We start from the raw sequence: 22,535 nt of genomic DNA, 5'->3' as shown, positions 1-22,535 counted from the left end.
CTGGAACCCGGGCGTGCAGGCTATATCTTTCCCGTCAAGCGCGAGGGAGCGGATGCCGGCCGATCTCGTCGGATGACATTGGTCGCGCCCATGCCGTTGCAGACCTGATCCTCGCGTGAAGCAGGAGGATGATGTTATGGCTGAACCTACCAAGCTGCCCGTCAACACCGAGAAGGCAGGTGCGCCCTCCATGCAGGGATGGCGGCCGTTCGAGAACCTGCGCCGCGAGATCGATCGCGTGTTCGAGGACTTCCATGGCGGAATCTGGCGCACACCGTCGCTGTTCGACCAACTGCCGGGTCTGGCCCGCGCACGGTCCTTTGCCGTGGCGCCGGCGGTCGACGTCGCCGAGCACGACAATGCCTATGAGGTCACGGCTGAGTTGCCCGGCCTCGACGAGAAGAACGTCGAGGTGAAGGTTGCGAGCGGCGTGCTCTCGATCAAGGGCGAGAAGCAGGAGGACAAGGAGGAGAAGAAGAAGGACTATTACGTCCGTGAGCGCAGCTTCGGCTCGTTCGAACGCTCCTTCCAGATCCCCGACGGCGTCGACACCGACAAGATCGAGGCCGTGTTCAAGCAGGGGGTGCTCAAGGTCACCCTGCCGAAGAAACCCGAGGTACAGAAGGCCGCCAAGACCATCGACATCAAGGCGGCGTGACCGCATCCTGTGGCTTTCTGTCCCATGATCATGGGACAGACGATGGATCGGACGCCGAGGAAGGGCCGCGCGCGCGGCCCTTTTTTTCGCGGAGCTGCAGGGGTAATCTGCCTCCCAAGCAAACGGTCGGCGATGCCGGACCGGGGAACGACCGGAAGGGAGACGAGAGGATGGGCAAGCTCGCACTCGCGGCCAAGATCACGCATGTGCCGTCGATGTATCTCAGCGAGCTGGATGGTCCGGCCAAGGGCAAGCGACAGTCGGCGATCGACGGTCATATCGAGATCGGCCGGCGCTGCCGCGAGGCCGGCGTCGACACCATCGTCGTGTTCGACACCCATTGGCTGGTCAATGCCGGCTACCACATCAATTGCGCGCCGCATTTCGAAGGGCTCTACACCTCGAACGAGCTGCCGCACTTCATCGCCAACATGACCTATGAATACGACGGCAACCCGGAGCTGGGCCACATCCTCGCCGAGGGCGCCAACGCCCATGGTGTTGCCACCATGGCCCACGATGCGACGTCGCTGGCGCTGGAATACGGCACCTTGGTGCCGATGCGCTACATGAACCCCGACCGCCACTTCAAGGTCGTCTCCGTCTCGGCGCTGTGCACCTCGCATTATCTCGCCGACAGCGCCAAGCTCGGCTGGGCGTTCCGCCGCGCGGTCGAGGATCATTACGACGGCACGGTCGCCTTCTTCGCCTCGGGCTCGCTGAGCCACCGCTTCGCCCAGAACGGCACCGCCGACGAGTATCGCGACCGGATGTTCAGCCCGTTCCTGGAGCGGCTCGACCACGAGGTGATCCAGATGTGGGAGCACGGCGAGTGGCCGGATTTCTGCGACATGCTGCCGGAATATGCCAGCAAGGGCCATGGCGAGGGCTTCATGCACGATACGGCCATGCTGCTGGGCGCGCTCGGCTGGAACCACTACGACCGCGGCGTCGAGGTGGTGACGCCGTTCTTCCCGTCATCAGGGACGGGCCAGATCAACGCGGTGTTTCCGGTCTCACCGATGCCGCAGGCGCTGGACGACGTCGGCCGGCCGCGCGCCGCCGCGCTCGCGGGCGGTCGGCTGTAGCGCCGCTCACCAGACCTCCGGATGCCGGTGCATCTCGATGATGTCCTCCGGATAGACCTGATCGGCGGTCGCCGTGAGCCCGGCTGGTCGCCGCCATCTGCTCGGTGTTGAACCGCGGCGTCGGCGGCGCGACCAATGCGGGATGGACCGGAGGCCGGTGACCGCTCAATGCTGACGAGAATTCTGTTGCTGACCGCGATGCTCATCGTGCCGGGCATGGCGGCGGCGCAAGTGCCGCATCGCGAGGCCTGCAACGTCGAGGCCGACATCATCGACCGCGATCCGAACGGCGCCAATGTCCGCGCGGAGCCAGGCGGCGGCATCGTCAATGCCTTGAAGAACCCGACCAGCGACGGCTGGATCGTCGTGCATCTCACCGCGCAGCAGGGTGACTGGTTCGAGATCGACCGGGCCGTGCTGAACGACGTCGAGCAAGGCAAGGAGACCGTGATCTTTCAGGGCAGGGGCTTCCTGCATCGGAGCATCGTCGGCGCCGGCGGCCTGCAGAACGGCGCGGCGATCTACCGCGATCACGCCACATCGAGCGCGAAGCTCGACCCGCATGCGAGCGGTGACCAGGCGGTCGAGCTGCTCGGCTGCTTCGGCGACTTCGCCAGGATCCGCGTCAAGAAAGGCGTCGGCTGGACGCGGCAGCTCTGCACCAACATGGTGACGACCTGCTCGTGAGCGGCTGCGCCCTCTGATGCGATCCTTCAGGCCGCGTGGCGTTGATGCGACAGCCGCTCGCGCTCGCACCGGCACTCGGCCGCGAACTGGCGCAGCCGCTCGATCGTCAGCGTGTCGGTGATGCTGCGCGCGAGTCGCTCGGCGCGTTCGATCTGGTCTTCGAGGTCCATCAGCTTGGTCATGTCCCGTCTCCCTGGCCAGACAATTTGAAGCAAATTGCATCGTTCCGGCCGGATGAGGATCGTGGTGAATGACGGGTTAATTCCGTGATCGGGCGCACCTTGGCGAGATCGTGAAGTCGAGGAGACGATGCGAGGCGGGGACCGGCAGGACAGCGTCGTCGACGCAGCGCAAGCGTCGCATTCAGCCTCGATCGCGGCGCCTCTGTTGTGATCGGGCGGGCCGTTCGCTAGCATGGACGCCTCACCGCGCCCAGGGAAGCGTTCCATGCCTCGCCGGAAAGTCGATTCCGACGAAACCATCGTCGTCGCTCCAGAGCTGCGCTCGCCCAAGGCCGCACAGCTCCTGACGAGGATGCTCTCCCTGGATCGCGAACTTGGCGCGAGGCAAGTGCTGGACGTCGATCAGTTGCTCGACCTGGCGCAAAGCCGCGTCGGCTCGGTGCCGCTGGGGACGCGCGGCGAACTGCATCTCGAAGGGATCAGGTGCCTGGCAGGCTCGATCGCACGCGATACCCACTATGACGATCTCGGCCGCTACATGGCGAGCCACTACATCTATGGCTGGCTCGAGCGGTACCTTCAGTTCGAGCAGGATGTGGCCGACTTCCCCGACATCGTCGACGTGCCCGTTGCAAAGCCTCTGTTTCTCGTCGGTTTCGGCCGGACCGGAAGCACGTTTCTGCATCATCTGCTGGCCCTCGATCCCCAGGCGCGGGCACCGCGGCTCTGGGAGTTGCAGGAGCCGTCGCCACCGCCTCGTCGGGAGACGTATGAGACGGATCCGCGGATCGACCGGCTTCGCGTGCACGCCGATTTTAGGTCGGCCGTGATGCCGGATCTGCACAAGATCCATGAGTTCGCCCCCGCGGCCCCCGAGGAGTGCCAGCTCATGATGTGGCACGGCCCGCAGCACATGATCCTCGGGCTGAGGTCACCGGACTATTGGCAATGGTTCCGAGGGGTGAGTCCGTCAGAGTTGGACATGCTGTACGCCGGCTACAGACGTCAGGTTCAGCACCTGCAACTGTTTCATCGCGGCGGGCACTGGGTCAGCAAGTCGCTGGCTCATGCGCAGTTCTTTCCGGTGCTGTTCAAGAGCTTTCCCGACGCACGGATCGTTCGGCTGCATCGGGATCCCTGCCAGATCATTCCGGCCCTCGCCAGCCTGATCGCGCAGATGCAGATCGCCTATACGCCGCGCCTCGATGCCCACGACCTCGGCCAGCGCATGCTCGAGCTGTTCGAGCAGTCGATGGCCCGGATGATGCAGGCCGACGAGGAGGCGAGATCCGGCCAATTCATCGATGTCCTGTTCGAGGATTTGACTCGCGACCCGATCGCGACCGTTCGCACCATCTATGCGAAGTTCGGCTACGATTTCACGGGCGAGTTCGAGACCCTCATGCGACGGCACTTGCAGGCGGAGTCCATCAGCCGCCGTTTCAAGCATGTCTACTCGCTCGAGCAATTCGGATTGTCGCGGGCGCAGGTGCTAGCCCGGTCGGAAGAGTATCTCGCATGGGTGGAACGGCGCACGGGCGCGAGGCTCTGCCGGCCCGGTCGGTCCTGATCCAATCAAAACAGGAAACGCTAGCGGATCGGCGCTTGCCGGCAATAGTCGCGCCAGAACGTCCGATATCCCTGTTCCACATGCTGCGTGTAGAGCGCGCCGTTTCCGGCCGCTGAATGCGAGACCCTGGCCGGCAGCTCGGCGCGTAGCGCGGCAAGCTCGGCAGGCCGCGAGCAGAATTTCAGCGCTGTCGCGAGATAGCTTTCGTCGTCATCGGCGACCCACGCGTCCAGGCCCACTGCCTTGGCGATCGCGCCGCCCGCGCGGGCGGCAGGGCCGCTGCCGAGCTTGGTGACCACAGGCACGCCCATCTGCAGCGATTCCCAGGTCGAGATGCCGCCATTCTGCGGGAACGGATCGAGCGAGATGTCGATCTCGGCGAACATCGCAAGATGCTCCTGGCGCGTCGTCTTTCCTGCAAAACGGACGCGGTCCGCGGTAATGCCGTGAGCGACGAAGCGTGCAACCAATCGGTCGCGCAGCAGGGGATCGCCCATCGAGTGGTTCTTGACGACGATGATCGAGCCGGGCGTTGCAGCCATCAGCTGCGACCAGAGTCTGAGAGCAGGTTCGGACATCTTGTCGATGCGATTGAACACGCCGAAGGTGACGTGGCCGTTACGAAGCATCGGCAGCGGCGATGGCGGAATGGGAGGCGGGGGTTCGATCGTGATCAGCGACGGCAGGTCGTAGATCTTCTCGGCGAACAGATGCCGGACTGCGGGTGGAATCGTCACCGGATCGGCCAGCAGATAATCAATGACGGGCAGGCCCGTCCCGGTGACGCTGCCGACGGCCGAGACCTGGACCGGGGCGGGCTTGCGCGCAAACATCGTGAGCCGGTGGCCGGCGGAATGCCCCGAGAGGTCGACGAGGATGTCGACCTTGTCGGCCTGGATCTGATCGGCGAGCTTGTCGTCGCCCCACAGCGAGGCGTCGACAAAGCGATCGACCAGCGAGCGGCACAGGTCGGTCTTGGCATCCTTCATCGGCGAACAGGAATAGGCGAGGATTTCGAACTTGTTGCGATCGTGGTGGCGCAGGAGGGGGAGGAAGGCAAAGGCCGCTGAATGGTCGCGGAAATCGGACGAGACGTAGCCGACGACAAGCCGCCGGTCGGGGTCGATGTTTCGCACGCCGAGCGAGCGGCGCTCCAATCGCGAGCCGATCGCATCCCACCAATATCTCCGCGCTTCCTGAAGACGTTCCACCCCGGTGTCGGGCAGGAAATCCAGCGCAAAGATCTTCTTGGTGATCGCGTCCTCATGGTTCGGTCGGATCGCGAGAGCCCGGTCGTAATGTTCGATCGCCGTGGCGGTGTCGCCCTGCGCTGCAGCGCAGACGCCGAGCAGGGTCCAGGCGATCTCCGAGTCCGGGTTCTGTGCCAGCACCTTGTTGATAACGGAGATCGCGAGCGCGATATTGCCATGGACGAGAGTCACCGCGGCCTTGCCGCAAAGTGCTTCTTCCAGCAGCGGCTCGAGCGCGAGCGCGGCGTCGAAATCGGCTTCCGCCTGGTCGAACTTGCACATCTCCTGATACGCCCGGCCGCGCTGGGCGAGCACGGCGGCGGCCTTCGGATTGATCGCCAGCGCCGCATCCAGCGCGGCCAGCGCGGAATCGAACTCCCGCAGGTTCATGCTGGCCACGCCCTTGCCGAACAGGGCCGTCAGCAACCGCGGCTGCAGCGCCAGCGCGCGATCGAAGTTCTGACCGGCCTCGTCGTTGCGGCTCGTGAACAGCAGCGCCATGCCGCGATTAGCGTAGGCCTCGGCATAGTCGGGCTTCAGGGCAATGGCGCGGTCATGCGCTGAGATCGCCTCCTCGAAACGGAAGAGGCTCATCAGCGCGTTGCCCAGATGCGTGAGCGCGGCCGGGAAGTTCGGCCTGAGCGCGATGGCGCGCTCGAAGCGGGCGCGAGCGTCCTCGTGGCGGCCGAGCCGGGACAGCGACAGGCCGAGATCAGACTGGGCGTCGGCCGAGCGCGGGTCGATCTCGGTCGCGCGTGTCAGCACGCGCACCGACTGGTCGAAGCGGCCGCAGTCCCGTTCGGACACGCCGAGCAGATGCAGGGCTCCGAAATGGTGCGGCAGGTCCTGCAGGATCTGCTGGCACAGGGCCTGAGCCTCCGGATGCCGGCCCTCGCGGTAGGCCTTGACCGCCGCCGGCAGCAGCACGTCCGCCTGCTTCTTGGCCCGCTTTTGCAGCCTTGCGTTCTGGAAGGCGCGGGAGCCGACGCTGCTTTGCAAGTGCTTTCCTCCACGGAACCGGTCCATTGCTCGCAATGGTTGTTCCGTTCTCGCCGATTCGCAATGAGCAGACGTTAACGCGCGGGACCGCGTGCCGAAGGGGCGGACGCCGCAGCGTGTCCCGCATGGGCATGCAATCTCGGGCGTAGGGCAAAACCGAGCCGGATGCTTCTCAGATCACAAGGACGAGGCGGTGGAGCTTCAAGCCGTCGCGGCAATGATCAAGCTGGCTGGGGAACCTGGATTCGAACCAAGACAAACAGAGTCAGAGTCTGTTGTGCTACCGTTACACCATTCCCCAACGGAATGCCCTGCAGTTTCAAGCAATTGCCGGACTGTTTGGCACCGTTCTGCGCGCCGGCCGGCAAAGCTCGGGCGGCGGCGACGCGTCCTTCTACCCGCATGTATCAGGCTTTGGCAAGCCGCTGGATGACGGATTTCCAACGTGCTCTGCCGCCCGTCGCGCCACGGGCTGGCCGGGTCTAGCGCTCGGCTCTCGCGGCCCGCGGCTTTCGCGGCGCGCCGTCCGGGCCGCCGCGCACCAGCAGGACCAGGCAGGCGCCGAGCCGTTCCGCGATCTCGTCGTCGTCGATCGACAGCGGGCCGGGATCGTTGAGGATGGCGTTCACCAGGGTGCCGAGCACGACCTGGACGCCGAACGCGACCGTCTTTCGCGCGTCCGCTGTTCCCGACCGCGTGCGCGACGCCGCGCCGGCGCGCCCGCCCCCAGGCAGCAGCAGCGCCGCACGCTCCGACAGTGCCTGTGCCAGCTCCTTGAAGCCGCTCCAGTGGTTCGCGCCGCGCTCGCTGCGCACCAGCGCGGCGCGCAGCACGCCCTTGTGACGGCGCATCCACAGCACGGTGCCGCGCACCAGCAGGTGGCATTGCCGGTTCAGGTCGCCCGCGCGGGCGGGATCGGGCGGCTGGAGTCTCAAGAGCTGCTTCCGCCCGTCCGCCAGGGTGAGCGAGAGCAGGGCGTTGAAGTAGGCCTCCTTGCTGTCGAACCGGCTGTAGAAGGCGCCGACCGTTGCCCCGATATGCGCACAGAGGTCGCTGATCGACAGCTCCGCGAGGCCGCGCGTGTGCAGCAGCTCCGCGCCGGCCGTCAGCAGGGCAAGCGTCGTCTCGCGGCTGCGCTGCTGCCGCGACGGGGTGACGCCGGGCAGGTGGTCCGGCGCGATCCGCTGAGGCATGTCGCTGGCTCCCTCTAGAACAATAATCATAATTATGATTATGATCTGAGGCAAGCCTGGCCGTGCCGCCCCTGCCCGGGACGTCGCGGATCCCAGAGCCATCAGAACGATACAACTCGTGCGGGCTGCCAGGCGCGGCCGGGACGCGAGCAAGAGGGAGGACGAGGCATGAGCGAGCCCGCATTCGGTGGCACGATCGGCAGGACCATTGCAGGCTCCAGGCCGTGGTGGCCGGCGCCGCAGCAGCCGCCGAAGGGCGCGCCCAACATCCTGGTGGTGCTGTTCGACGATGTCGGCTTTTCCGATTTCGGCTGCTACGGCTCGCCCATCCGCACCCCCGCGATCGACGCGCTGGCCGCGCAGGGCCTGCGCTATTCGGGCTTCCACACCACCGCGATGTGTTCGACCACGCGGGCGGCGCTCCTCACCGGCCGCAACCATCATTCGGTCGGCGTCGGCTGCCTTGCCAATTTCGACTCGGGCTATCCCGGCTATCGCGGCAAGATCGCGCGCGAGGCAGGGACGCTGGCGGAGATGCTGCGCACCCATGCCTATCGCAACTACATGGTCGGCAAGTGGCACGTGACGCCCTTGACCGAGAGCGGCGCGACCGGGCCGTTCGACGGCTGGCCGCTGGGGCGCGGCTTCGACCGCTTCTACGGCTTCCTCGACGCCGAAACCGATCAATATGCGCCGGAGCTCGTGCTCGACAACACCCCTGTCAGTCCGCCCGGCAGCTACGCCGACGGCTATCACCTGACTGCCGATCTGGTCGATCAGACCATTCGCTTCATCGCCGACCACACCGCCGACCGACCGGAATTGCCGTGGCTGACCTGGCTCGCGCTCGGTGCCTGCCACGCGCCGCACCAGGCGCCCCGCGAGATCATCGAGAGCTACGACCCGGCCTTCGCTCATGGCTGGGACGCCGAGCGCGCGCAGCGGCTGGCGCGGCAGAAGGCGATGGGGCTGGTGCCGGAAAATACCGATCTGCCGCCGCGCAATGACGGCGTGAAGGCCTGGGACGCGCATTCCGACGACGAACGGCGCGTCTTCACCCGGCTGCAATCGGCCTTCGCCGGCATGCTCGATCATGCCGACCAGCACCTGGCGCGGCTGCTCGCCTTTCTCGACAAGACCGGCCAGCGCGACAACACGCTCGTGATCGTCATGTCCGACAATGGCGCCAGCCAGGAGGGCGGGCCGCTCGGCTTCGTCAACGCGATGGGACCATTCAACTTCAAGCCGGAGCCGGTCGCCGAGAAGCTCGCGCGGATCGACGACATCGGCGGGCCGGATACGCACGCGAACTTCCCGCATGGCTGGGCGATGGCGTCGAACACGCCGCTGCGCCGCTACAAGCAGAACACCCATGGCGGCGGCATCCGCGATCCCTTCATCGTCTCCTGGCCGCAGCGCATCGCGGCGCGCGGCGAAGTCCGCCACCAGTTCGTCCATGCCTGCGACCTCGTGCCGACCCTGCTCGACCTGATCGGCATCGATGCGCCGGCCACGATCGCGGGTGTGCCGCAGATGCCGCTCGAGGGCGTGAGCTTCGCCGCCTCCATCACCGATCCGTCCGCGCCGTCGAAGCCCGTGCCGCAATATTTCGAGATGTTCGGCCATCGCGGCCTCTGGCACGACGGTTGGAAGGCGGTGGCGTTTCACCCCACCGGTACGCCGTTCGACAACGACAAATGGGAGCTATTCCATCTGGCGCAGGATTTCTCCGAGACGCATGATCTCGCCGCCGCCGAGCCGGAGCGGCTCGCGGCACTGGTGAAGCTGTGGTGGGAGCAGGCGGAGGCGCACCAGGTGCTGCCGCTCGACGATCGCTTCGGCCCGCGCTTTGCCGAGAACGCCGCGCGTTTCCACGGTGCGCGTACGCGCTTCACGTTCCACGCCGGCATGGGCCATGTGCCGACCGACGTCGCCCCCGACGTGCGCAGCCGCGACTATCTGATCGAGGCCCATGTCGAGATCGATGCAGAGGGCGCATCCGGCGTACTGATCGCCCATGGCGATGCCACGTCAGGCTACAGCCTCTACGTCAAGGACGGCCATCTCGTGCACGATCTCAACATCGGCGGCCGCCACGAGATCGTCAGATCGGCCCGCCCGGTGCCGGCGGGATCGCATCGCCTGGGCGTGCGCGTCGAACGTCTGAGGCGGCAGACCGAGCCGGCCAAGGGCGCGCGCACCGGCCTGAGCCAGTACACGCTGCTGATCGACGGCGAGGAGGCCGGCGCGTTGACGACGCAGCTGGCCTTTCACACGCTGATCTCATGGTCGGGGCTCGACATCGGCCACGACCGCGGCAGCCCGGTGTCGGACTACGCGGCGCCGTTCGCATTCACCGGACGGCTGTCGCACGTGACCGTGACGATGCAGAACGAGCAGAGCCTGGATGGCGAAAGCGTCGGCAACGCCGAGATGGCGCGACAATAGTTGACGACCAGGGAAGCGGCGGATCGTTATTCCGCCGCTTCCTTCACGGCGCCGCCGAGAGCGGCCGCGTCGGGCTCGTGGTCGATATGCGCGCGCCCCCAGCGCGCGAAGGCGTTGTTGACCTTGTCGAGATAGAGATAGATCACCGGCGTCGTGAACAGCGTCAGCATCTGGCTGACGATCAGGCCGCCGACCATCGCATAACCGAGTGGCTGGCGGATCTCCGAGCCGGTGCCGTTGCCGAGCATCAGAGGCACGCCGCCGAGCAGGGCTGCCATCGTCGTCATCATGATCGGACGGAAGCGCAGCAGGGCGGCTTGGCGGATCGACTGCTCGGGCGGCAGGTGCTGGTCGCGTTCGGCGGCAATGGCGAAGTCGACCATCATGATGCCGTTCTTCTTCACGATGCCGATCAGGAGAATGACGCCGATCAGCGCAATCAGGCTGAAATCGTAGCCGAACGCCATCAGGATCGCGAGCGCGCCGACGCCGGCCGAGGGCAGCGTCGAGAGAATCGTGATCGGGTGGATGTAGCTCTCGTAGAGGATGCCGAGGATCAGATAGACCACGACGAGGGCGGCGAGGATCAAGAGCGGCACGGTCGACAGCGACTGCTGGAACGCCTGCGCGGTGCCCTGGAAGCTCGAGTTCAAGGTTGCGGGCGCGCCGAGCTCGACCATCGCGCGCTGCACCGCATCGGTGGCCTGGCCGAGCGCGACGCCCTGGGCGAGGTTGAAGCTGATCGTGATCGACGGGAACTGACCCTGGTGGCTGATCGACAGCGGCCTCACCGGCACGTTGGTCCAACTGGCGAAGGTCGAGAGCGGCACCTGGTCGCCGGTGGTCGGCGATTTCACGTAGAGCTTGTTGAGCGTGTCGATATTGCCCTGCAGCTCAGGCAGGATCTCCAGGATCACGCGGTAGGAGTTGAGCTGGGTGAAGTACTGCGCGACCTGTCGCTGGCCGAAGGCGTCATACAGCGTGTCGTCGATCAGCTGCGGCGAGATGCCGTAGCGCGAGGCGGTGTCGCGGTTGATCGTGAGCTGCACGGTGGTGCCGTCGGCCTGCTGGTCGGTGGCGACGTCGCGCAGCTGCGGCAGCGAGCGCATCTTCTCCAGGATCTTCGGCGCCCACTCGTTGAGCTCGGAGAGATTGGAGTCCTGCAGCGTGAACTCGAACTGGGTTCGGGACGGCCGGCCGCCGAGGCGGACGTCCTGCGCGGCCTGCATGTAGAGCCGGGCTCCCTCGACCTTCTCCAGCTGCGGCCTCAGGCGTGTGATGATCTGCTGCGCCGATGCATCACGCTCGTCACGCGGCTTCAAGGTGATGAACAGATTGCCGGTATTGCCGGCGCGGCCGGAGCCGCCGATCGCCATTGCGACGCTGGCCACGCCCGGATCATCCTGCACGATCTTGGCCAGCGCCTCCTGGCGCGACTGCATCGCCTTGAAGGAGATGTCCTGCGACGCCTCCGACGCGGCGGTGATCAGGCCGTTGTCCTGCTGCGGGAAGAAACCCTTGGGGATCAGCACGAACAGGTAGATCGACAGGCCGAGCGTGGCGAAGAACACCATCAGCGTGGTGAAGCGCCAGCGCAGTGCGATGTCCAATCCCTTCTCGTAGGCCCTGAGCAGCGCCTCGAAGCCGCGCTCGCTCCACTGGTAGAATTTGCCATGAGCCTGGTGGCCGCCGCGCAGGAAACGCGAGGCCATCATCGGCGTCAACGTCAGCGAGACGAACATCGAGACGAAGATCGTCATCGCCAGCACGACCGCGAATTCGCGGAACAGGCGCCCGATGATGCCGCCCATCAGCAAGAGCGGGATCAGCACGGCGACCAGCGAGATCGAGATCGAGACGATGGTGAAGCCGATCTCCTTGGCCCCCTTGTAGGCGGCAGCCATCGGGGACTCGCCTTCCTCGACATAGCGAGAGATGTTCTCGAGCATGACGATGGCGTCGTCGACGACGAAGCCGACCGCGATCGTCAGCGCCATCAGCGAGAGGTTGTCGAGTGAATAGCCGACCCCCCACATCATCGCGCAGGCGCCGAGCAGGGCGAGCGGCACGGTGATCGTCGGGATCACCGTGGCCCAGAAGCTGCGCAGGAAGATGAAGATGACCATGACCACCAGAAAGATGGTCAGGAGCAGCGTGAACTGGACGTCCTCGACCGCGGCGCGGATGGTCGTCGTGCGATCCGACATCAGCTCGACCTTGATGGCCGGCGGGATCGCCGCAACCAGGCGCGGCAGCGTCGCCTTGATCTTGTCGACGGTTTCGATGACGTTGGCGCCAGGCTGCTTGAAGACCACCAGGAACACGCCGCGCTTGCCGTTGGCCCAGGCGGCCTGCTTGGCATCCTCCGGTCCGGTCACCGCCCGGCCAATGTCACGGATGCGCAACGGACCGCCATTGCGGTAGGCGATGATGACGTCGTTCCAGTCCTTCGACTCGGTGAGCTGGTCATTGGCGTAAATGGTGTAGGCCCGACGCTCGCCGTCGATGTTGCCCTTCGGGCTGTCCACCGTGGTGATCGCGATCTGGCTGCGCACGTCCTCCATCGAGAGGCCCTTGGCGACCAGCTTGGCCGGGTCGATCTGGATACGGATCGACGGCTTCTGCTGGCCGCCGATGATCACCTGGGCAACACCCGAGATCTGGCTGATCTGCTGCGCGAGCTGCGCATCGACGGAGTCGGAGACCGTCGTCAGCGGCAGCGTCTCGGACGTGGCGGACAAAATCAGGATCGGCGCGTCCGCCGGGTTGACCTTGCGGTAGGTCGGCGGCGACGGCAGGGTCTTGGGCAACTGGCCCGAGGCGGCGTTGATGGCGCCCTGGACGTCGTTGGCGGCGCCGTCGATATTGCGATTCAGGTCGAACTGGATCGTGACCGATGCGGTGCCCAGGTAACTGGTCGACGTCATCTGGGCGATGCCGGGGATCTGTGCGAATTGCCGCTCCAGCGGCTGGGCGACCGAGGTCGCCATGGTCTCAGGGCTGGCGCCCGGCAGATTGGCGGTCACCTGGATGGTCGGGAAGTCGACCTGCGGCAGCGGTGCGACCGGCAGCAGGGGGTAGGCGACCAAGCCGATGAACAGGATACCTGCCATCAGCAGCGAGGTGCCGATGGGGTATTTGATGAAGGGTGCCGAGATGCCGCCGCCGTTCATTCCTGCCGGACCTTAGCTGGCGCCGGCTCCGAGCTGGCCACCGCGGTGGTCACGACCGAGCCTGGCTGCACTTTGAATTGACCGCCGGTAATCACCTGCTGGCCGGGCGTCAGACCCTCTTCGACGACTGTCCGGCCATCGAGCGAAACGCCGACCTTCACCTTGCGCAGCTCGGCCTTGTTGTCCGGGCTCACCGTGTAGGAATACAGCCCGCTGGTCGAATGCTGGACCGCGTCGTCAGGAACCACCGTGGCGTCCTTCAGCGTCCGCACCAGGAGCCGCGTCGAGACCGACTGTCCGGGCCACAGCACGTGGTCCTTGTTGTCGAACACCGCTTTCAGCCGGATCGTTCCGCTGGACGTGTCGACCTGGTTGTTCACGACCATCAGCTTGCCCTCGGCGAGCTGCTTCCTGCCGTCGGTGGTGAACGCGATCACCTTCAACGGGGCGGTCTTCTGCGCCTCGTTGATGTAGGGCAACTGCTCTTCCGGCGCGGTGAAGATCACCGCGATCGGTTCGATCTGCGCGATCGAGACGATGCCGGTCTGGCTCGAGGCGTTGACGATGTTGCCGATGTCGACCTGGCGGAGGCCGGCGACCCCGGAGATCGGCGCCTTGACCTGGGTGTAGCTGAGCTGGGTCTGGGCATTGGCGATCGCGGCGTCGTCGGCGGCGATCTGCGCCGTGAGCTGTGCGACGGTGGCGCGCTGGGTGTCCTGCTGCTGCCGGGTCGCGAACTCGCCGAGCTTGGTGGTGCGCTGCAGGTCGAGATTGGCGTTGTTGAGATTGGCCTCGTCCTGCGCCCGCTTGGCCTTGGCCTGGTCGAGCGCGGCCTGGAACGGCCTCGGGTCGATCTCGACCAGCAGGTCGCCTTCCTTGACGAGTTGGCCTTCGGTGAAGGCGATCTTGTCGATCTGGCCGTCGACGCGGGTGCGGACCTGGACGGTGTTGAAGCCTTGCACGGTCCCCAGGCCGGTGAGGAAGACCGGAAAGTCCGTCTTCTCGACCGGCACGGTCGAGACCCGAACCGCCTGCGGTCGGGCCGATTTCTGCTCAGCGGTCTTCTTCGCTGCCTCGGCGCCCTGATGACGCTGCCAGCCATAATAGCCGGCGCCGCCGAGAGCCGCGACAAGCAGGATCCAACCGAGGGTTCGTGATGTCTTCATGCTGGCCCACATGCTGAGACGAACAGGATAACCGGTCTTTAAAACCATTCCCAGCATGCCAGATATAGTACGCACGCAATTAATGTGTAAACACACGAGCGCGTGGACAAACCTAAACAATCGGCAAGCTTCGAGGGATCGCAAGGGAGTTCACAGCCATGTCGCTGGATATGAGACGGCAGCTCGTTACGCAGCTTGTCGAAAGCTCGCGCATCCTGCGCAACTATATTGATCATCGTGCCAAACAGCGCGGCACGACCCGCGCCCAATGGGTGGTGCTGTTTCGGCTGCGCGCGCATGAGGGGATGTCACAGGTCGATCTCGCAGAAGTGCTGGAACTGCAGCCGATTTCACTGGTGCGTCTGCTCGACAGGCTGGTGGAGCAGGGGTTGCTGGAGCGCAGGCACGATCCGAGGGATCGCCGCGCGAACCGTCTCCATCTCACCGCCGCGGGACGAGAGCTCGTCGATGATCTCGACGAGCTGCGCGATGCGATCGCCGGCGACGTTCTGCACGACATTCCGGACGAGGCCGTCGCCACCAGCCTGTCGACGCTCAGGGACCTGAAGGATCGGATCAAGACGCTGTCCGATCCGAAAGCCGAGGTGGCGCTCAAATAGCCGAGCCGCAGCGCAGACCGGTCTCATCTTGAGTTGTGTCGTATCGTAAAACATCTTGAGTGCGAAAAGCCGCGGACAAGCTTGGCCTTGCCGCGCAGCGTGGCCTGCGCGAGAGCAGGGCGGTCTGTGGCGATCCTCTGCCGCCATCGTCGGGCAGCGCGCCGCTCCGGACCATTCGCGGGCCGCGCGGGTCTCTCGTGCTAACGCCGCACTCCGACCTATTCTCGCCGTCTTGTCGCGCCCGATGGGAGCTGATTAGAAGCCGATGAGTCCGGCCGCCGTCATGGCGCCGTCGGGCAGCGGCAGGATTCAACCGGAGCGAGGCCGCGTCGTCCGACGATGCGCCGTGCGACGATAGCGAATGGGGAGCTCACGATGGAAGAACTGAATGGAAAGATGCTCGCGTGCCAGATCCTGGTCACTGGCCTGATCGCGCGCGTCGCCAACGAGCAGCGCGATCCCTTGCGCTTCCTGAGCGATTTTCGCGATGAGATCAGGGCCGTCGTCAAGGGCGTGCGGATCGCGGGGATCGATGATTCCGACCGCGTGCGCCAGATCGCGGTGCAGACCGTAGACGAGCTGTTCTCGTTGATGAAGCCGCCGAGCAGCGACGAGCCGGCTGGCTCGTCGAACTGACCTGCGCCGGAGTTGCGCGCGACGCAGTGGTGATTCGACGACAGCGCGAGTCAAAATCGCGCTGTTTAGAACGATTTCAAGTTCCGTATGTTGTTAGTTGAGCATTTTTAGAATTGTTTTGATCTGGAACTATTCAAGGCCAAATTAGGGCTCCTCAAATTGACCCCCTGAAACGCGCCCGATACCAACGACACATCGTCGCGCTGCGAATGATCCGCGTGAGCGACGTGGAATGAAAATCTGGGGCGCGTGAAAATAAATGGGACAGGTGAGAGCACCGCGTTCGCTGCGTGGGATCGCAGCGATGAAGTTCAATGACGGACGAGGAGAGGGGCCCTCCGTCACCAAGGTGTCGGCGGTGGCCGGGCTGATGGCGGTGGCATCGATGTCGTCGGCCGAGGCGGCGCAGCCGGCGTCCGACCTGCCGCCCGTCAACGTCGATGCGCCGATCGCGCGGGCCAAGCCGACGTCCTCCAAGCCGACCGCCGAGCAGGTCCGCGCGCGCAATGCCCTGCGCCGCGCGGCGGCCCGCCAGCAGGCGGCGCAGCAGGCCGCGGTGGCGTTCCCGAACGCGGGCGGGCTGTCCGCGCCGGACGCCAACCCCTACGCGGACGCAGCCGAGCCCTACAAGGTCAACCGCGTGCAGGCGTCGGGCAAGTTTCCCGAGCCGCTGCTCAACACGCCGAAGACGATCACGGTGATGAGCAAGGAGGTGCTTGCCGACAAGCACGTCACGGCGCTCAAGGAGATCGGCCGTTCGACCGCCGGCGTCACGCTGGGCTCGGGCGAGGGCGGCAACGCATTCGGTGACCGCTTCTTCATCCGCGGCTTCGATGCCCGTAACGACGTGTTCATCGACGGCATCCGTGATCCCGCGGTGTCGATCCGCGAGAACTTCTTCACCGAGCAGATCGAGATCCTGCGCGGCCCGGCGTCGTCCTATGCCGGGCGCGGCACCGCCGGCGGTGCCATCAACATCGTCACCAAGCAGGCCGGCGACACCAACTTCAAGCGGATGGATACCGAGTTCGGCACCGATCAGCAGAAGCGCGTCACGCTCGACGTCAACCAGGTGATCTCGCCGACCGTCTCGGTGCGCACCGGCGGCCTGTTCCAGGACTCCAACGTCGCCGGGCGCAATTTCGTCACCGACGACCGCTGGGGCGCCTTTCTCTCGACCAAGTGGACGCCGATCGACGATCTCAAGATCACGACCAACTATGTCCACACCGATCTCTCCGGCTATCCCGATTTCGGCGTGCCCTACTACAAGCAGGGCAACGTGCCGGTGACCTCGGCCGGCATTCCGCGCGGCACCTGGTATGGCTTCCTCAATCGCGACTTCCAGACCGCGCGGCAGGATTTCGGCACTGCCGCAGCCGAGTACAAGGTCAACGAGGCGATCACCCTCAGCAGCAAGTTCCGCGGCGAGCACTCGCTTCTCAACTATATCGGCACGCTGCCGCAGGGTCCGAACACGACCAACGCGAATCCGCTGCTCTGGACCACGACGGCGAGTGCGCAGAGCCGCTACCAGACGGTGGACGTCTGGGCCAACCAGAACGATGCGACGTTCAAGCTCGACACCGGCGGCGTCAAGCACACCGCCGTGCTCGGCACGGAATTCTCGAACGAGAACATCTCGATCGACCGCTACACCGGACTGTCATCTGAGCTGTTCGGCGGTGGCTCGACGAGCAATGGCGCCGTCACCGGCGTCAACGTGTACTCGCCGCAATACACCTACATCCCGTTCAGCACGACGCCGTCGCTGGCCGGCAATCCGACGCGCTACGGCGTCAACACCAACAGCGTCTACGCCATGGACACCGCCAATTGGCGGGACATCATCATCCTCAACGGCGGGGTGCGCTATGACGGCTACAACATGAGCTCGTCGACCAACTCGCCGAAATACCTCAAGATGAACGCCGACCTGGTCAACTACAATGTCGGCCTGGTCTACAAGCCGATGCCGATCGGCAGCCTCTACGCGGCCTATGCGACCTCGGCCAATCCGTTCGGCTCCGAGCTCGACGCCACCGGCACCGACTACGGCGGCGTGCCCGCCAACACCGCCGTCCTGCTCGGGCCGGAGCGCAACAAGGCGGCCGAGCTCGGCACCAAATGGGAGCTGGTCGACCGCCATCTGCTGGTCTCAGCCGCGCTGTTCCAGACCACCAAGGACAACGCGCGCGAGACCGTCGGCGGCCTGCTCACCTCGGGCGCGGCCTACCGCATCCAGGGCATCGACATCGAGGCGGAAGGCAAGCTCACCGATCGCTGGAGCATCTTCGGCGGCCTGGTGCTGATGCAGTCGAAGGTCACGCAGAGCGGCGTCGCCTCCAACATCGGCTTACAGCTCGCCAACATCGCGCACCAGTCGTTCAGCATGCTGTCGAAGTACAAGTTCGACAATGGCTGGGAGATCGGCGGGCAGGCGGTCTACCGCTCCAAGGTCTATGGCGGCACCTTCGCGGCCAACACCGGCAACGAGCTGCCGAGCTACTGGCGCTTCGACGCCTTCGTCGAGAAGCAGCTCGACAAGAACTGGACGATGAAGCTCTACGCGCAGAACCTGACCAACAAGCTGTACTACGACACGCTGTATCGGAGCGCGGTGCCGTTCGTCGCCGTGGCCCCGGGGCGCGCCTTCTACATCGTCACCACTGCGAAGTTCTGATCATGCTGATCTGCATCCCGGACGTTCTGTCCAAAGACGAGGTCGCCGACTTCCGCCGCATCATGGATGCGGCGGAGTGGGAGGACGGCCGCTCGACGGCCGGGGCGCAGTCGGCCATGGTCAAGCGCAACGAGCAATTGCCGCCCGGCGGCGAGGCGGCGCGGGTGCTGGGCCAGCGCATCATCACGGCGCTGACGAAAAATCCGCGCTTCCTGTCGGCGGCGATCCCGCTGCAGATCTTTCCGCCCTTGTTCAACCGCTACACCGCCGCGCGGGGCGACCATTTCGGCATCCATGTCGACAATGCCGTGCGCGGCGATCCCTTGACAGGCCTGCGCATCCGCACCGATCTGTCGATGACCTTGTTCCTGGCCGAGCCCGACAGCTATGACGGTGGCGAGCTTGTGATCGAGGACACCTACGGCTCACACGAAGTCAAGTTGCCCGCGGGGCAGGCGGTGCTGTATCCGTCATCGAGCCTTCACATGGTCACGCCGGTCACGCGCGGCGCCCGGGTCGCCTCTTTTTTCTGGATGCAGAGCATGATACGGGATGCCCACGTCCGGAGCATGATCTTCGATCTGGACACGGCGATTCAGAGCTTGGCGGAACGCCTCGGGAGGGACGATCCCGATGCTGTCAAGCTGACCGGCATCTATCACAATCTGATCCGGCAGTGGGCCGAGGTCTAATGGGCCGAGATATGATGACATCGTTCCTCGTTAGGTTTGCAATCGTCCTGTCATGTCTGTCTGTTGCTGCGGGGCTACCTGCACATGCGCAGCAGGAGCCGGCCAGGTCCGCGCCGGCGGTCTCGACCGATCTTGCCGCGCCGGCACCGGGCACGGCGCAGACGATGGCGCCGCCCGCGTCGGGACAGGCGGCCGCAACGACCGCCGCGCCGGCGGGCAGCGAGAGCGCCACCCGAACTGGCAAGTCGGTAACCACCGGGCTGGACGAGCTGTCGCCGCTCGGCATGTTTCTCAAGGCCGATATCGTCGTCAAAGCGGTCATGATCATGCTGGCGCTGGCCTCGGTCGCGAGCTGGACGATCCTGATCGCCAAGAGCCTCGAATTTTCCGTCCTGCGCCGCCGGCTGGTCGGGGCGCTGCGCAAATTGACCGGAGCGAAGTCGCTGGCCGAGGCCCAGCTCGCGCTCGGACAGGGCAAGAACGTCGCGACCGTGCTGCTGCAGGCTGCGATTACCGAGGCGCGGCTCTCGGCCGGGCTCGGCAGTGACGAGGGCATCAAGGAGCGCGCGGCCTCGAGCTTCACCGAGATCGTCCGCGCCGAAGCGCGCCGCGTCCGCACCGGCATGGGCCTGCTCGCCACCGTCGGCGCGATCTCGCCGTTCGTCGGGCTGTTCGGCACCGTCTGGGGCATCATGAACAGCTTCATCGGCATTTCGAAATCGCAGACCACCAACCTCGCGGTGGTCGCGCCGGGCATCGCCGAGGCGCTGCTGGCGACCGCGATCGGTCTGGCCGCGGCGATTCCGGCCGTGATCATCTACAATCACTTTTCGCGCGTCACGAAGGGCTATCTCGAGCTCGTCAACCGCGCCTCCGGCACGACCGGACGATTGCTGTCGCGCGATCTCGATCGCGGCTCCCGCGATCTCGATCGCAGCCATGGCGGCCTTCACGTCCGGGCCGCGGAGTAGCCGACGATGGCCGTCTCGCTCTCCGAAGGCGATCTCGACGACGATTTCGACGAGACCCATGACATCAACGTGACGCCGTTCATCGACGTCATCTTGGTGCTGCTGATCATCTTCATGGTGGCCGCGCCGCTCTCGACCGTCGACCTTCCGATCGATCTGCCGTCGTCGACGGCGACGCCGCAGAAGAAGCCGGACAAGCCGACCTACGTCTCGATCAAGCCCGACCTCACGCTGGCGATCGGCGAGAACCCCGTGAAGCGGGTCGACCTGCTGTCCGAGCTGAACAGGGTGATGGCCGATCACGCCGCGGACGACCGAACCGTGTTCCTGCGCGGCGACCGCGCGGCGCCCTATGGCGAGGTCATGGAGGTCCTGGAGCTGCTGCGCAGTGCCGGCTATAAATTCAAGCTGGTGGCGCTGGAGCGCGTGCCGGGCGCGCCGGGTGACGCCGCTGCTACGCCGGCGCCACAACCCTGAGCGGCCGTTCTGAGATGAGTGACCTCGAGACCGGACTTTCGACTTCGCGGGTCGCGTGGTTCGCGGCCGCGATGGTGGCCGTCGCGCTCCATGTCGGCGGCGTCGCGGTGGCGCTGACCACGGCCCATGGCGACGATGACGGCGGCGGGCTCGGCACCGCCGCTGACGTCATCGATGTCGAGCTGGCTGCACCGAAGGTCGAGGAGAACGATCTGCCCAACGGCGTCGATTCCGTCGCGGAGACGGCTTCGGTCGCGACCCCGGAGCAGAAGGCCGAGACCGAGCAGGCGGATCTGCAGAAGGGTGTTCCAACCACCACGGAGGAGGCCGACCAGCGGGTCTCGCCCACCGAGGTCAAGAAGCCGACGGAGGAGGAGAAGGTCGCCGCCGTCGAGACGAACGCCTCCGAGGCGCACGACTCGGCCATCGACAGCTCGCGGAAGACGCTCGATGCGAAGGTGCCCGACGCCGAGCGGGTCAAGGCGCCCGATCCGACCGGCATGGGCAAGGACCGGGATCCGCAGACGACGAACTGGCAGCGCAAGCTCAGCCTGATCGTGAAGAAGAACCAGAAATATCCGGCCGGCAAGACGCAAGGCGGCAGCGTGCGGGTGTCGTTCAAGCTGAACCGCCGCGGCAACGTGATCTCTGTCGACGTGATCCAATCGTCCGGAGATCCGGACTACGACCGCGAGGCCGTGGCGATGGTCCGCCGCTCCGACCCGTTCCCCAAGCCGCCGGCGCAAGTCTCCGACGACGAGATCCCGTTCAACATCGTCGTCAAGTTCCCGGCGACCAAGACCTGACGCCAGGACGAGCGGCCGACCTCTCACGGCCGGCCGCGAGCGTCACTGCCAATACAGCCTGATCCCGACATAGACCACGCAGAGCGCGGCGAAGATCAGCCCGACCGGCAGCTTGCGCGGAGCGGTCGTCCCGCTTTGCGCCGCCTTCGGCTTCGGCGGCAGCTTGCGGAAGGCGGTGACATTGTCGGTCACCGGCTCAGCTGTGACCGGCTTGACTTCGGGTGGGGCGCCGCCGCCGCCCATCTCGGCATAATAGGCCTTGTACATCTCGCGGATGGTGGCCTCGGTCGCCTCGTCCTCCGGCATGTCGCCGAGGCGGGCCTTGTAGCTTGCCAGGAATTCCTGCGCCGCCGGCGGCAGGCCGGAGGCGCCGTTCAGCTTGGCGATCATCTTCCAGGTCGCGAAATCGGCACGGGCGCGGGTGTCGGCGCGGCGTGCGATCATCATGTCGGCGGCTTTGACCAAGAGTGCCTCGGGGCTCGTTCGTTACCATCCCTGACGGGTAGATCTAGGCATTACCCGTCAATAGCAGAAGCAGTTGCTTCAGAGAATCGGTCGTGGCGCGGAGCAGCCCCGACACAAGATCAAGATTGAGACCGAACTGGGAACCCGCCAGCGGCAGGAGGATCAGGCATCCGATCAGAATCAGCATGCCGTACGGCTCGAGCCGGGCCAGCGGCCGCGCCAGCACCGCCGGCAGGACACCGACCGCGACCCGGCCCCCGTCGAGCGGCGGTATCGGGAGCATGTTGAACACGGCGAGCAGAATGTTGAACGAGAAAATATTCCATAGATTGCTCGCCACCCACCGCGCGGCCTCAGGTGGAACCAGCGGAAGGGCGTGGAACGCCAGTCCCGCCGCCAGCGCGAGCGCGATGTTGGTGGCGGGTCCCGCCAGCGCCACCATCACCATGCCGGCGCGGAGCGGCTGCAGATTGCGAAAATCGACCGGCACCGGCTTGGCGTAGCCGAACAGGAACGGCGAGCCGGACAGCAGCAGCATGCCCGGCAGCAGAATCGTGCCGAACGGATCGATGTGCCGGACCGGGTTGAAGCTGACGCGACCGAGTCGCAACGCGGTCTCGTCGCCGAACCGCCACGCGACGAAGGCGTGAGCAGCCTCATGAAAGGTGATGGCGATGATGATCGGCAGGATCCAGACGGAAATGCCGTAGAGCGAGATGTTCAAGGATCGGGTTTCCGGACGCGTTGTGCCCTACATAGGCACGATGGTTC

Annotated in this window: 19 protein-coding genes and 1 tRNA gene; 12 read left to right on the top strand and 8 right to left on the bottom strand. The window is 65.5% G+C overall.

The features are described 5' to 3' along the window. The first annotated feature begins 136 nt into the window (after positions 1-136). The 3 genes from QX128_RS15185 to QX128_RS15175 all read left to right on the top strand — a co-directional run bounded on the left by QX128_RS15185 (position 137) and on the right by QX128_RS15175 (position 2,433). Positions 137-658, top strand: a complete 522-nt coding sequence (locus tag QX128_RS15185; protein WP_315714485.1) for an Hsp20/alpha crystallin family protein — start codon at positions 137-139, stop codon at positions 656-658. A 170-nt stretch (positions 659-828) separates the two neighbouring features. Continuing rightward, positions 829-1,746, top strand: coding sequence for a 3,4-dihydroxyphenylacetate 2,3-dioxygenase (gene hpaD / locus QX128_RS15180; protein ID WP_315827378.1), 918 nt, complete (start codon positions 829-831; stop codon positions 1,744-1,746). A gap of 168 nt (positions 1,747-1,914) precedes the next feature. Continuing rightward, positions 1,915-2,433, top strand: a complete 519-nt coding sequence (locus QX128_RS15175; RefSeq protein ID WP_315803113.1) for a hypothetical protein — start codon at positions 1,915-1,917, stop codon at positions 2,431-2,433. Positions 2,434-2,459: 26 nt separating this feature from the next. Here QX128_RS15175 and QX128_RS15170 read toward each other — a convergent pair whose 3' ends face one another. After that, the gene (locus QX128_RS15170; protein WP_315803114.1) at positions 2,460-2,615 is read right to left on the bottom strand and encodes a hypothetical protein; all 156 of its coding nucleotides are present in this window, start codon (positions 2,613-2,615) and stop codon (positions 2,460-2,462) included. Positions 2,616-2,847: 232 nt separating this feature from the next. Between QX128_RS15170 and QX128_RS15165 the strand changes: the two genes are divergently transcribed. Further along, a complete protein-coding gene (locus tag QX128_RS15165) occupies positions 2,848-4,185 on the top strand; it encodes a sulfotransferase (protein ID WP_316237842.1) in 1,338 nt (445 codons plus the stop codon). A 20-nt stretch (positions 4,186-4,205) separates the two neighbouring features. On the opposite strand, the gene QX128_RS15160 is transcribed toward QX128_RS15165, so the two are convergent. The 3 genes from QX128_RS15160 to QX128_RS15150 all read right to left on the bottom strand — a co-directional run bounded on the left by QX128_RS15160 (position 4,206) and on the right by QX128_RS15150 (position 7,627). Next, on the bottom strand, positions 4,206-6,434 hold the full coding sequence (locus QX128_RS15160) for a tetratricopeptide repeat protein (RefSeq protein ID WP_316237841.1): 2,229 nt from the start codon (positions 6,432-6,434) through the stop codon (positions 4,206-4,208). A 227-nt stretch (positions 6,435-6,661) separates the two neighbouring features. Continuing rightward, a tRNA-Gln gene (locus tag QX128_RS15155) sits at positions 6,662-6,735 on the bottom strand. 181 nt (positions 6,736-6,916) lie between these two features. Then, positions 6,917-7,627: a TetR/AcrR family transcriptional regulator gene (locus QX128_RS15150; protein ID WP_315803117.1), complete on the bottom strand. Its 711-nt coding sequence runs from the start codon at positions 7,625-7,627 to the stop codon at positions 6,917-6,919. 168 nt (positions 7,628-7,795) lie between these two features. Between QX128_RS15150 and QX128_RS15145 the strand changes: the two genes are divergently transcribed. Next, positions 7,796-10,075: an arylsulfatase gene (locus QX128_RS15145; RefSeq protein ID WP_316237840.1), complete on the top strand. Its 2,280-nt coding sequence runs from the start codon at positions 7,796-7,798 to the stop codon at positions 10,073-10,075. A gap of 26 nt (positions 10,076-10,101) precedes the next feature. On the opposite strand, the gene QX128_RS15140 is transcribed toward QX128_RS15145, so the two are convergent. Both QX128_RS15140 and QX128_RS15135 read right to left on the bottom strand, forming a co-directional pair. Continuing rightward, positions 10,102-13,248, bottom strand: coding sequence for a multidrug efflux RND transporter permease subunit (locus QX128_RS15140; protein WP_316237839.1), 3,147 nt, complete (start codon positions 13,246-13,248; stop codon positions 10,102-10,104). Further along, positions 13,245-14,426 (bottom strand): efflux RND transporter periplasmic adaptor subunit, encoded by a 1,182-nt coding sequence (locus tag QX128_RS15135; RefSeq protein WP_409997941.1) that lies wholly within the window; start codon positions 14,424-14,426, stop codon positions 13,245-13,247. Before QX128_RS15135 ends, QX128_RS15140 begins: the two co-directional genes overlap by 4 nt. 146 nt (positions 14,427-14,572) lie before the next feature. Here QX128_RS15135 and QX128_RS15130 point away from each other — a divergent pair, with 146 nt between their 5' ends. From QX128_RS15130 to QX128_RS15100, 7 genes are all read left to right on the top strand, one after another. Then, positions 14,573-15,034 (top strand): MarR family transcriptional regulator, encoded by a 462-nt coding sequence (locus tag QX128_RS15130; protein WP_315803121.1) that lies wholly within the window; start codon positions 14,573-14,575, stop codon positions 15,032-15,034. Positions 15,035-15,409: 375 nt separating this feature from the next. Further along, positions 15,410-15,670 (top strand): hypothetical protein, encoded by a 261-nt coding sequence (locus QX128_RS15125; protein ID WP_316237838.1) that lies wholly within the window; start codon positions 15,410-15,412, stop codon positions 15,668-15,670. 259 nt (positions 15,671-15,929) lie between these two features. Continuing rightward, a complete protein-coding gene (locus QX128_RS15120) occupies positions 15,930-18,353 on the top strand; it encodes a TonB-dependent receptor (RefSeq protein WP_316237837.1) in 2,424 nt (807 codons plus the stop codon). A gap of 2 nt (positions 18,354-18,355) precedes the next feature. After that, positions 18,356-19,045, top strand: coding sequence for a Fe2+-dependent dioxygenase (locus tag QX128_RS15115; RefSeq protein ID WP_316237836.1), 690 nt, complete (start codon positions 18,356-18,358; stop codon positions 19,043-19,045). An 11-nt stretch (positions 19,046-19,056) separates the two neighbouring features. Then, entirely contained in the window at positions 19,057-20,016 is a 960-nt protein-coding gene (gene exbB, locus QX128_RS15110; protein ID WP_316237835.1) for a tonB-system energizer ExbB, read from the top strand. 6 nt (positions 20,017-20,022) lie between these two features. Beyond that, positions 20,023-20,493 (top strand): biopolymer transporter ExbD, encoded by a 471-nt coding sequence (locus tag QX128_RS15105; protein WP_316237834.1) that lies wholly within the window; start codon positions 20,023-20,025, stop codon positions 20,491-20,493. A 14-nt stretch (positions 20,494-20,507) separates the two neighbouring features. Then, positions 20,508-21,299 carry a TonB family protein gene (locus QX128_RS15100; protein WP_316237833.1) on the top strand — a complete coding sequence of 264 codons (792 nt, stop codon included), beginning with the start codon at positions 20,508-20,510 and terminating at the stop codon, positions 21,297-21,299. A gap of 42 nt (positions 21,300-21,341) precedes the next feature. Here the strand turns inward: QX128_RS15100 and QX128_RS15095 are convergent, their stop codons facing one another. Next, positions 21,342-21,746 carry a hypothetical protein gene (locus tag QX128_RS15095; RefSeq protein WP_316180740.1) on the bottom strand — a complete coding sequence of 135 codons (405 nt, stop codon included), beginning with the start codon at positions 21,744-21,746 and terminating at the stop codon, positions 21,342-21,344. Between the two features lie 61 nt (positions 21,747-21,807). Then, the gene (locus QX128_RS15090) at positions 21,808-22,488 is read right to left on the bottom strand and encodes a site-2 protease family protein (RefSeq protein WP_316216295.1); all 681 of its coding nucleotides are present in this window, start codon (positions 22,486-22,488) and stop codon (positions 21,808-21,810) included. Positions 22,489-22,535: the final 47 nt, after the last annotated feature.

This window comes from Bradyrhizobium sp. SZCCHNR1015, from assembly GCF_032489875.1.
Taxonomy (GTDB): Bacteria; Pseudomonadota; Alphaproteobacteria; order Rhizobiales; family Xanthobacteraceae; genus Bradyrhizobium.
Note: the sequence above shows the minus strand (reverse complement) of the source record. Positions and strands in the feature narration are given on the sequence as shown.

Bases quoted from the DNA above. Each gene is read 5' to 3' on its own strand.
- QX128_RS15185 (WP_315714485.1), top strand. From the start codon at position 137: ATGGCTGAACCTACCAAGCTGCCCGTCAACACCGAGAAGGCAGGTGCG.
- hpaD (WP_315827378.1), top strand. From the start codon at position 829: ATGGGCAAGCTCGCACTCGCGGCCAAGATCACGCATGTGCCGTCGATG.
- QX128_RS15175 (WP_315803113.1), top strand. From the start codon at position 1,915: ATGCTGACGAGAATTCTGTTGCTGACCGCGATGCTCATCGTGCCGGGC.
- QX128_RS15170 (WP_315803114.1), bottom strand. From the start codon at position 2,615: ATGACCAAGCTGATGGACCTCGAAGACCAGATCGAACGCGCCGAGCGA.
- QX128_RS15165 (WP_316237842.1), top strand. From the start codon at position 2,848: ATGGACGCCTCACCGCGCCCAGGGAAGCGTTCCATGCCTCGCCGGAAA.
- QX128_RS15150 (WP_315803117.1), bottom strand. From the start codon at position 7,627: ATGCCTCAGCGGATCGCGCCGGACCACCTGCCCGGCGTCACCCCGTCG.
- QX128_RS15145 (WP_316237840.1), top strand. From the start codon at position 7,796: ATGAGCGAGCCCGCATTCGGTGGCACGATCGGCAGGACCATTGCAGGC.
- QX128_RS15140 (WP_316237839.1), bottom strand. From the start codon at position 13,248: ATGAACGGCGGCGGCATCTCGGCACCCTTCATCAAATACCCCATCGGC.
- QX128_RS15135 (WP_409997941.1), bottom strand. From the start codon at position 14,426: ATGTGGGCCAGCATGAAGACATCACGAACCCTCGGTTGGATCCTGCTT.
- QX128_RS15130 (WP_315803121.1), top strand. From the start codon at position 14,573: ATGTCGCTGGATATGAGACGGCAGCTCGTTACGCAGCTTGTCGAAAGC.
- QX128_RS15125 (WP_316237838.1), top strand. From the start codon at position 15,410: ATGGAAGAACTGAATGGAAAGATGCTCGCGTGCCAGATCCTGGTCACT.
- QX128_RS15120 (WP_316237837.1), top strand. From the start codon at position 15,930: ATGGGACAGGTGAGAGCACCGCGTTCGCTGCGTGGGATCGCAGCGATG.
- QX128_RS15115 (WP_316237836.1), top strand. From the start codon at position 18,356: ATGCTGATCTGCATCCCGGACGTTCTGTCCAAAGACGAGGTCGCCGAC.
- exbB (WP_316237835.1), top strand. From the start codon at position 19,057: ATGATGACATCGTTCCTCGTTAGGTTTGCAATCGTCCTGTCATGTCTG.
- QX128_RS15105 (WP_316237834.1), top strand. From the start codon at position 20,023: ATGGCCGTCTCGCTCTCCGAAGGCGATCTCGACGACGATTTCGACGAG.
- QX128_RS15100 (WP_316237833.1), top strand. From the start codon at position 20,508: ATGAGTGACCTCGAGACCGGACTTTCGACTTCGCGGGTCGCGTGGTTC.
- QX128_RS15095 (WP_316180740.1), bottom strand. From the start codon at position 21,746: ATGATGATCGCACGCCGCGCCGACACCCGCGCCCGTGCCGATTTCGCG.